The sequence below is a fragment of the uncultured Rothia sp. genome (genome assembly GCF_937976295.1).
Classification (GTDB): domain Bacteria; phylum Actinomycetota; class Actinomycetes; order Actinomycetales; family Micrococcaceae; genus Rothia.
The window spans coordinates 1-9,573 of record NZ_CALJRY010000199.1; the positions used below are offsets into that span (position 1 = coordinate 1).

Genomic DNA, 9,573 nt, shown 5'->3' on the forward strand with positions numbered 1-9,573 from the left:
CTGCGGGTCTGCTCCGCCGAGGCGAGCTGCCCGAGCCCGATTTTATGTCGCACAGTAATAAGAGAATTTGGTTGCCGGCGACCGCGGAGGCGTGGAATACCGAGTACACGAGCCGCCCCGAATTCGGCGAGTGGGGTCGCCGCCGACGCGAGAAGAAGCAGGCAACGGAAAAGCCTGTCGACTAGGCAAAAGCTCAAGAAACGAATTCTTCCAACGAACCCAACGCAACCGGGCAGTACCAGCCCGTCGACTCACTTCCGGAAAGGGGATAACCATGGAAGACAACACCCCCGATTTTGAGGCGCTCCACAAGTACCTCGTAGACAACAGCTCAGAGGTCTTCACCCCGCTTATCGAGGTCGAAGAAGACGACGAAAAACGCCGCTTCTACCTCGCCCTGCAGACCTACTCCCTGCAACAGAAGCAGCGCATTGTTCTCGCTGACGAGAACTTCGTCGTCTAAGCCGTTTAGGCAGTCTAAGGAGCCGCACATGAAGCCCCAATACATCATCATCGGCGGAGTCAACGGAGCCGGTAAGAGCACCCTCTACCGCACCAACCCGCAGATTTTCGGTGACACCCGCCGCCTCAATGCCGATGAGATACTCCGCGCTGCAGGAGGCGACTGGCGCAACCCCGCCGATGCCGCCCGCGCCATGCGAGACACTGTGCAGGACCTGCGCCAAGCGCTCGCGGCCGGTGAGTCCATCCACCAGGAAACCACCCTTGCGGGTAACGCCAAATCCTTCCAGAACCTCATCGACCGCGCCCACGCCCAAGGGTACGAGGTGACCCTACTGTACGTGACGCTCAACAGCGCCGACACCGCCGTGGACCGGGTCGCCGCCCGCGTTGCCAAGGGCGGGCACGGTGTTGACGAGGCAGATATCCGCCGCCGCTACGACAGCTCCCACGCGAACCTGCAGGTGCTCGCCTCCTCTGTGGACACCCTGCGGGTCTTCGACAACACCCGCTGGTACGAACCGGTGTACTGGCGTGCCGGTTCAAAGGTGTTGCTCGACGAGCCGAGATACGGTCTGCACATCAGCTAACCGTCACCTCCCACCCTCACGACCCAGCCGTGAGGTCGACCCGTGAAGGTCAAGAAAGGAACATACAGTGTCAGATCGTTTTGACCTGCATCTGCGATACCCCGAACTATTCGAGCCGCTCACCGAAGAGCAGCGCCGCAACATCATGCAGCCCCTCGCCTCATCCTGGCTTGAGGGCGACAACCCCACCCGCGAAGACGTCACGCTACTCATCGACTACGAGCTGGGGCGAATCACCGCGGAAGAATACGACCGGCAAGCGCTAGCGAAGGCGCTCGCCCACCAGGTGCTGACAAGCCAAAACGCGGGTCAGCAGAGTGCAGGGGAGGGTGAATAGCCATGAGCCAGCAGCAGAACTGGGCGGCGTACTTCTACCCCGAACCCTACCAGCACGTTATGCGGAACAAGCTGGGCATCAAGGACCCCGCGGCGCTTTCGCTCTTTGAGCGCCGCATCGTCACCCGACGAGGCTACGAGCTCACCAAGAACCCCGAGCTCATCGCCCGCACCTTCGACGCCGAGCACCTCAAGGCCATTCACCGCTACCTCTTCCAGGACGTGTACGACTGGGCGGGGGAGTACCGCACCGTAAACATGTCCAAGGGCGTGAGTGCTTTCGCGAGCGTTCAGCGCGGGCCCTTGAGCATTGACCGGTACCTCGACTACGTTTTCACTACTAGCCGCGCGACCGACTGGGCGAGCCTGAACCAGCAGGAATTTGTGGAGGCTACCGCCGCGATTTTTGCGCATCTGAACCATGCGCACCCTTTCCGCGAGGGGAACGGCCGCGCGACCCGCATTTTTATGGATCATGTGGTGGCGCGTAGTAATTTCCGGTTTGATTATGTGCGTGCTGGCCTTCGCGGCTGGCACCAGAGTTCGATGTTTAGCGGCCCGGATCGCGGGTATTTTGAGGTGCATCCGGAGGAGCTGCATCAGCTGTTCAGCATCATCACGGTGCCGCGTGATGCCTAGGCAGGGCGTTAAAACACCTCGGGCAGATACCCGATGCGGGCATTAAAGAACGGATGTCCGCCACCTTATTGGTAAGGTGGCGGGTTTTCCCTGTATGCGCGGGGATGAGCCCGACAGACACGCTTATATGTTGGATTTTGGTCAAATTGTTGTATATTTGCCTCGTACCCAATTTCAGTGCATGCCCGAGAAGGCAACTGTCAGCCGACGTTGGCTGTTCATTATAGACGGTTGAGCTCGACCCAAGCATGCCTGAAGCGCACCGACTTCTCGGGTTCGTCCTTATGCAATTAGGGGCCCCTCGTCGCGCAGGCGCAACTCGATGCGAAGTCGAAGGCTGAGGTAGAGCTTTTGCTCATGCAGGCTCGGACTGCTCTCGATCCGAGCATAGATATCCAGGTAGCTCTCAACGACCTCCAAGCCCGTTTTCCGAACGACGAACTTATTAACGAGGCCGTACACCTGAACTCGAATACCGAATGACTGGAGAAACGTAATAGTAATCAATCACAAGCGACGGGGCGAAACACAGAGCGCTCCTAGCCTGCATCTGAGAGACATACCCATCGAGCACTTGTATGCGCGCTATCAAAGGATAGCGCGGAACCTGCCGAGACGGATCCGCTGGCTTGCTTTGATATTCGCGCCAATGAGCACGAGTTTCACCGTCTTCACCGCTGGCCTACTGAATGTTGCAGGGGCTCTGATGATTACGGCAGGTATCGGTCAGGTAACGTCAGGTGAGAGGACCCCAGGCAGTGCTATTTGGTTACTCATCTTCGCTTTCCTGGCTGAAAGCCTAGGGTACTGGGTGAAGGAACGCCAAGAGCTTATTCTCACGATCGCGGTTCGACAGCTCACATACCGCCGTTTCCGGGACATCTTTAGTAGGTCATCCCATCCGCCGGAAGCTCACGGGCATGTTCTCACATACCCAGCACAGATCAGCCAGTTTGCCTTCGTTGTTGATTTCGCCGTTTCAACCGTTCAGATTATTGCCTTTCTCGCGGCTTCGCTCGCGCTATATGGTGCAAGCGGCGCCATCGCTGCGTTGCTCATCACTGGATTGGTATTCGTCAGCGTCCGTCTCATCAACTTGGTGGGCCGACTATGGGAACAGTACGTCGCTCTAGAGGGAGAGCGTAGGCAGTGGATCCAGCGTGTAGCAAACGCGCTGCCTCGAGGGCAAAGCATCCCCAGCTGGGGTACCGCCCTGGACAAGGTCGCTAGCATCCGAAACACCGAAGAGAAGCTTCTGCGCAGACGAGTCCCGTTGCAGATCCTGAATGGATTCCTTGAACGGGGAGCACTAACTGCGGTGCTCGCTGTGGTTGCGGTTCTCGGCGCATGGCTCTGGCCATCCGCTCGTTTCGGTATTGGAATTATTTTGGCAGCCCGCTACCTGTACGCAGCGGTGCAGAACAACATCGTAAACTATCGGGTTATTCGGCTCGCTGTGCCAATGATGCGTGAGCTCGACAAGCTCGAGTCGTCTCCAAATTGCACGGTTAAACAGCAGGACTGGGTGGGGCAGCCTTCAAACTCTAGAGAGGTGCTTGCAGCTACGTCTGAGCGCGCTGAAGCATTGCGCACATCCGTGACCACCCCCGATTCTGCTTTCGTACCACGCAACCCGGAAATGTCCCATTCGGTATTGTCAGCGTGGCGAGCTTCTGCTTCGCCACATCAGGTATCCCGGTTCACTAGCCTCGCTTTAGGTATGGGGCTCACTGAGGATGTGATCGGGCGGTTCTGGCAAGACGCAGCAACCTTGTCGTCAGGAGAGAGACACCGTGCTGCTGTCGCTATCGTTTTGGCAGACAAACCGGACTGGCTAATTTTGGACGATACGTTCGCAGCGCTTGATCCTGTAACACGAGAAGTGGTTGCCGAGAGGATCTTAGAGTGCGTGCCAACGTGCACACTTCTGGCAAGCTCGGAGGAGTACGTACCGAGTGCCTTCACCCCCGGCAATGATGCGAGGGTAGCCCCTCTTGAGTTGCAGGCTCATAGCCCCGGGGCAGCTAAGGAGGTAGATGCTGGTTCGACGGATGTGAGCGAGGGACAGGACCTTCCTGACCCTGAGCCGAAGCGTGCCACATTCCGACGATCGGCCCTGTTGTTGTTTGGACCGCATTTGGTGTGGATTACGTGTGGCGCCCTACTCTTGAGCGGATCCGAAGTTGCTTTTGCATTAACGATTGCTCACAGTGATGGGCTGTCTGCTCAGGTTGCTGGAGTGTCAGCTGCTTGCGCACTGGCAGCAATTGTTGGGTCCGTCATGTTCTTTGGCCCGCTCTACTGGGCTCCCATCGCTAGGCTGAGCGATTTGCACGACCGGGTTATACGCAGGCTCGATCGATTCGCTAGTCCTAGAACAAGCGGTGCGGTCATGGGGCGGATGGGTGAAGACTTCTCCGACCTTCAGATGTCGGTGCCTAGCGCCCTGGGTTCGGTATTTATGGTCATTCTACAGACCTTTATGCTCATCGGAGGCGCAATGGCTGGCGCCCCGCTGTTCATAATCGCTGTGTTGGCGGTAGCACCCCTAGCGATGCTTGCTATGCGTCAGGGTTCAAAGTGGATTCTCCCTGCCTCGACGACGGCTGCCAATCGCCGAGGTGACTTCATCGGGGTGGTTGGTGCCCAGGCTGGCTTACACGCTGCGCCCGTCAGTGCAGGGCTGCGTCGGGCTGGAGAAGAAGCCTACGCTCATTCGGAGGCTGCATACGTCAGCAGCTCGATTCAGTTGGCGAACGCCTACGCACTGCGTACGGGGCTGATTCAGTCGCTTGTGTTGTCACTGAATGTTTCTGCAGCGGTATTGGCATTGATGGTCGATGGATCGAACTCAGTGGTTGCTCCCGCGGTCGTAATATATTTTGCAGTAACTCTGTCATCTGGTATCCAATCTACGGTGGAGACGCTGCAACAGGTTGGTGTAGTCAGCTTGACTGCGGAGCGTGTTCGGATGCTTGAAGAGTACCGGGCCGACCGTTCTTATCCGCCCGTGCGGTCTGCTGACCTAGCTCTGCTTGAGAGTGTTCTTGACTCTGGGTGTTCTATAGTTGCCTTGATTGGACCAACTGGCGCGGGGAAGTCCGTCATGCTTGATGCTCTATACCGCCGGTATCCCCAAGGCGAAGTGGTAATCGTACCAGATATCGATCCGTTCGCATCTGAAGCATCGAATTCGAGCGGGCTCATGCTTGCGCGTTCCGTGTTACGTGAAGGCGCTGCCCGGCTTGTGTTGCTTGATGAGACCTTGAAGGGTCTCACTCCGTCAGAGGAGCGCGATGAGCTCGAATCGATGGCGTGCGCTATCGAGGGCAGTGACAAGCAGGTTGTGATTGTCCTTCACTCGCGCTCTAACCTTGATTGTTTCAAAGAAGTGGTGAATTTAGATGCGTGAGCTGACCCAAGTACTACGTTTTTCTCCAAGAACTATCGAGGACGAAATGCGAATCTATAGGGCCAAACCTATAGCCTGGACCGATTCGTCGGTGGCACTTCTGAACGAGTGCGGCGCCACACTGTGCCGCGTGACGCCTAGTCAGGGTGCTAAAACACCTCGGGTAGATACCCGATGAGGGCATAAAGAACAGATGTCCGCCACCCAGCGAGGTGGCGGACATCCGTGCGTTTAGCCGTTGTTCTTTCCGTACCGGAACCCGGTGTTAGTAGGTGCGCTTTGTCAGTTCACGACGAACCGACTCACGCACACCCGCATCCTCAACCGACGCCAACACCGACGCCAGAGCACGCGAGAGAATATCCTCACGCATGAACGGCTCCACACGAGTCACCTTGTACACCGGCACCAGGGCACGCGAAAGCATCGGAATGAAGTTCGGCTCCGCCCAAGACGGCTCCAGCGCAATCACACGCGCCAGGGCGGGGGAGTACTCTTCCATCCAACGCTGGAAGTCCTCTTCGTTGGAGAAGTACGAGCCGTCTTCCTTGAGCTCGAACGCCTGGGGGACAGTGCTGTTGGCGGCCTTGGCTTCGTCCAGTTCGCGGGCGAAGTCAGAGACACGTTCACGTAGGGCTGCCATCTGCTTGAACTGTGCGGGGATGTCCTCATCATCGAGGGCTGCTACGTAGTTTTCGACTTCGCGGCCATCGGGTTCGCGCAGGGTGGTGCCGGGGGCAGGGAGGGTGGGGAACTGGTAGCCGGTCTCGGTGAGGTGGTTTGCTTTCTCTTCGCCCTTGACGGCTAGTTCGATGGCGGTGTTGAGCAGGTCCTGCTTTGCGTCGGTGTCGATGGGGTAGCGGCCGTACTGGCCGGGGGTGTATTTCTTGAGCAGGTTGTGCAGGGCGATGCAGCGTAGGCGTAGGTTGTAGAGGAAGCCTTGCCAGTTGCCGATGGTGGCGAAGCCTTCGTTGATGAGGGTGATCATTTCGTCGATGGGTTCTTCGTCGGCTAGTTCGGTGGTGAGGCTGTCGAGGAGGTGGTTGATGCTTTGTGCGGTGGCGATGTCGGTGCGTAGTGCTTGGGTGAGGGCGAGGTCGTCGGGGTAGGTGATGTAGTGGCCGCCGTCGATTTGGATGAGGTCGGTGTGGGTGATCCATGCGGGGGCGGTGGGGTTGGTGTTGATCATTGGTGTTCTCTCGGGTATGGTGTGGTTGTTGTTCCCCATTGTGCTTCGGCGCATGGGGGGTTTAAGAAAAGGCACCCTTGCGGGTGCCTTGTGTGCAAAAGCCCAGTTGGGCAGCCTAGTGGTTTCTATATATTCTGCCACCTACAAACCCTCAGGGCCCATCCGGCCAACCTAGCAGCTCAGGGCCGCTAGTGCTAGTTTCAAGTTTTTGATGCACTACCAGTCTAACATTCCTAAAACCCTGCAGCCCGCGAGTTGGTCATAACTGCCCGGTCACGGCTACCGACAAGAAGAGCCCACCAAACCGGCGCCTCCTGCCCCCGATACTGCTCCCAGTAAAACCCCCGTTAAAAACACTGCGGGGACCGTCTCGCACGCAGGCTCGAAAAGTGCGAGAATGGAGCAGAAAAGAAAACTACGAAAGAAGATACTTTCATGCTTATTCTCGTTGTGAACGCCGGTTCTTCCTCCCTGAAGTACCAGGTGCGTGACACCTCCCTGCCCGAGGCAGAGCAGATGCTGACCTCCGGCCTCGTTGAAAACATCGGCACCGACGTGCCCAACCACGAGGTCGCATTCGACATCATGTCCGAGAAGCTTGAGCCCGTCCTGCACGGCCGCGAGCTGCAGGCAGTCGGCCACCGCGTGGTGCAGGGTGCAGAGAAGTTCACCCACCCCACCCTGCTGACCGAGGAAGTTGTCCAGCAGATCGACGACCTCTCCCCGCTGGCACCGCTGCACAACCCCGCACACGTTCAGGGCATGCGCGCAGCAATGCACAAGTGGCCCTCCCTGCCGCAGGTCGCTATCTTCGACACCGCGTTCCACTCCACCATGCCCGAAGAAGCATGGCGCTACGCAATCCCCTACGACCTGGCTGACAAGTACAGCATTCGCCGCTACGGCTTCCACGGCACCAGCCACGAGTACGTCTCCCACGTTGCAGCTGACATGCTCGGCATTGCACGCGACGAGTTCAACGGCATCGTGGCACACCTCGGTAACGGCGCGTCCGTGACCGCTGTGAAGGGCGGCAAGTCCGTGGACACCTCCATGGGCTACACCCCGCTGGCTGGCCTGATCATGGGTACCCGCTCCGGCGACATCGACCCCTCGGCACTGACCACCATTCTGTCTCGTGAAGGCATTGACGGTGAGCGTCTGGACACCATTCTGAACAAGGAGTCCGGTCTGCTCGCACTGGCTGGCTCCAACGACATGCGTAAGGTCGTTGAGGCTGCACAGTCCGGCGACGAGCGTGCACAGCTCGCACTGGACATGACCTCCTACCGCCTGATGAAGTACATTGGCGGCTACAACCTGGTTGTTGGCGGCGCGCAGGCACTGATCTTCACCGCTGGTATCGGTGAGAACTCCGGCGAGTTCCGCAAGCTGGTCCTGGACCGCCTTGGCGCCCTGGGCATCAAGTACAACGAGGAAGAGAACGCTAAGCGTTCCCCCGAGCCGCGCGTGATTTCCACCGAGGATTCCGCTATCAAGGTGCTGGTCATCCCCACCAACGAGGAGAAGGCTATCGCTGAGGCTACCGAGGAACTCGTCAAGAGCCTCTAAGCCCCACGCACTCCGCCGTGTAGGCGGCTCAGCGTAAAGTAATCCGCCGTGGCACCCGTTCCGTATGGGCGCTGCGGCGGATTTCTTATGCCCGCAAGGCGGCGCGCCGCTGCACTGCGCATCCCAGCACTTCATCCCAGCGCCGCGGCGTACTGTAGCGTCGCGAATGGGCATTCTATGAGAAAAAGCGCATTCACATTCACTAGTACGTGCCCAAAAACGATAGAGTGGAATCAGATAACACTCGATACGAAGCGGACGAGACATGACTCAACCTCCTGAAAACCACCAGCAGCCCGGCGGGCAGTTCAACGCCCAGCCCGGCCAGCAGGCATTCCGTGCCCCCGGTGAGCCCCTCCCGCAGGACCTCTCCGCCGGCTGGCTCCCCGAAGATGAGCGCCAGAAGCCGGTCAGCCCCCTGCCCCAGCCGAGGCTCTTCGCCTACCAGTCGATGCTGCCGCCGAAGGTGCTGCATGCGCTGCGTCACCCCTCCGAAATTCCGTGGCTGGTCGCCGCTTACGCGGTCACCGCGGTCGGCTACATTGTGCTGTTCATGGCGCTGGCTGACCTGTTCAGCTCGATGATGCGTTACGTCTTCAGCTCAACCGGTGAAGGCTCGGTTCGAGTACCTTCTTCCGGTAGCACCACCGCGAGCATGGAAGACCTGATTTTCCAGGCGGTTGGTCTGCTCATCCTGGGCCCGATTGCCATCTTCATTGTTCGTGCGATCTACTACGCACAGCAGCGTGTGCGCGGTGTGCGCATCACCCCCACCCAGTTCCCCGAGGCATACCAGATGCTCGCTGAAGCAGCTGAGGCGGCGGGTCTGCGCCGTGTACCGGATGCGTACGTTATTCTCGGTAACGGCATGATGAACGCTTTCGCGGCAGGTCACGGTTTCCGCCGCTATATCTGCCTGTACTCTGACCTGTTCGAGATCGGCGGTAAGTCCCGTGACCCGGAGGCGCTGCGCTTCATTATTGGCCACGAGGTTGGCCACATCGCCGCAGGTCACGTCGGTTATTTCCGTCTGATTTTCACGATGCTGTTCAACCAGATTCCGGTGCTCTCGAGCGCGCTGTCCCGCTCGCAGGAGTACACCGCCGACAACTTCGGTTACCGTTTCTGCCCCGAGGGTGCTGAGGGCGCCGTCAAGGTGCTTGCGGCAGGTAAGTACCTGAACAAGCAGGTCAACTTCGATGAGCTTGCCGACCGTGCCGTCACCGACCGCGGCCTTGCCGTCTGGTACGTGAACCTGCTGGCAAGCCACCCGGTTCTTACCTGGCGTGCGCACGCGCTGCGTGACCGCACCCAGCCCGGCCGCCTGTTCTGGCGCCCGACTGAGAACCCGGTCAAGGACACCGCACCGCGCG

The 9,573-nt window shown here is 58.8% G+C and carries 8 protein-coding genes and 1 pseudogene; 8 read left to right on the top strand and 1 reads right to left on the bottom strand.

Features of this window, described 5'->3' with window-relative positions:
- The 6 genes and pseudogenes from Q0216_RS05480 to Q0216_RS05505 form a co-directional block, all read left to right on the top strand.
- Positions 1-185 (top strand): annotated as a pseudogene (locus Q0216_RS05480) (hypothetical protein); the annotation flags it as partial.
- Positions 186-274: 89 nt separating this feature from the next.
- Positions 275-463, top strand: a complete 189-nt coding sequence (locus tag Q0216_RS05485; RefSeq protein WP_298593580.1) for a transcriptional regulator — start codon at positions 275-277, stop codon at positions 461-463.
- Positions 464-491: 28 nt separating this feature from the next.
- Positions 492-1,052 carry a zeta toxin family protein gene (locus Q0216_RS05490; RefSeq protein WP_298593581.1) on the top strand — a complete coding sequence of 187 codons (561 nt, stop codon included), beginning with the start codon at positions 492-494 and terminating at the stop codon, positions 1,050-1,052.
- A gap of 67 nt (positions 1,053-1,119) precedes the next feature.
- On the top strand, positions 1,120-1,389 hold the full coding sequence (locus tag Q0216_RS05495; protein WP_298593582.1) for an alpha-mannosidase: 270 nt from the start codon (positions 1,120-1,122) through the stop codon (positions 1,387-1,389).
- Positions 1,390-1,391: 2 nt separating this feature from the next.
- Positions 1,392-2,027 carry a Fic family protein gene (locus tag Q0216_RS05500; RefSeq protein ID WP_298593583.1) on the top strand — a complete coding sequence of 212 codons (636 nt, stop codon included), beginning with the start codon at positions 1,392-1,394 and terminating at the stop codon, positions 2,025-2,027.
- An 811-nt stretch (positions 2,028-2,838) separates the two neighbouring features.
- Positions 2,839-5,439 carry a hypothetical protein gene (locus Q0216_RS05505; protein ID WP_298593584.1) on the top strand — a complete coding sequence of 867 codons (2,601 nt, stop codon included), beginning with the start codon at positions 2,839-2,841 and terminating at the stop codon, positions 5,437-5,439.
- A 265-nt stretch (positions 5,440-5,704) separates the two neighbouring features.
- Here Q0216_RS05505 and Q0216_RS05510 read toward each other — a convergent pair whose 3' ends face one another.
- Complete coding sequence (locus tag Q0216_RS05510; protein ID WP_298593585.1) at positions 5,705-6,628, bottom strand: hypothetical protein; 924 nt, start codon at positions 6,626-6,628, stop codon at positions 5,705-5,707.
- Positions 6,629-7,063: 435 nt separating this feature from the next.
- On the opposite strand from Q0216_RS05510, the gene Q0216_RS05515 reads away from it, so the two are divergent.
- Complete coding sequence (locus tag Q0216_RS05515) at positions 7,064-8,200, top strand: acetate/propionate family kinase (protein ID WP_294626300.1); 1,137 nt, start codon at positions 7,064-7,066, stop codon at positions 8,198-8,200.
- 265 nt (positions 8,201-8,465) lie between these two features.
- On the top strand, positions 8,466-9,573 hold a 1,108-nt coding region (locus tag Q0216_RS05520), incomplete at its 3' end, for a M48 family metallopeptidase (RefSeq protein ID WP_298593587.1).

Excerpts from the sequence above, each read along its gene's own strand:
- Q0216_RS05485 (WP_298593580.1), top strand. The coding sequence starts at position 275 with ATGGAAGACAACACCCCCGATTTTGAGGCGCTCCACAAGTACCTCGTA.
- Q0216_RS05490 (WP_298593581.1), top strand. The coding sequence starts at position 492 with ATGAAGCCCCAATACATCATCATCGGCGGAGTCAACGGAGCCGGTAAG.
- Q0216_RS05500 (WP_298593583.1), top strand. The coding sequence starts at position 1,392 with ATGAGCCAGCAGCAGAACTGGGCGGCGTACTTCTACCCCGAACCCTAC.
- Q0216_RS05510 (WP_298593585.1), bottom strand. The coding sequence starts at position 6,628 with ATGATCAACACCAACCCCACCGCCCCCGCATGGATCACCCACACCGAC.
- Q0216_RS05515 (WP_294626300.1), top strand. The coding sequence starts at position 7,064 with ATGCTTATTCTCGTTGTGAACGCCGGTTCTTCCTCCCTGAAGTACCAG.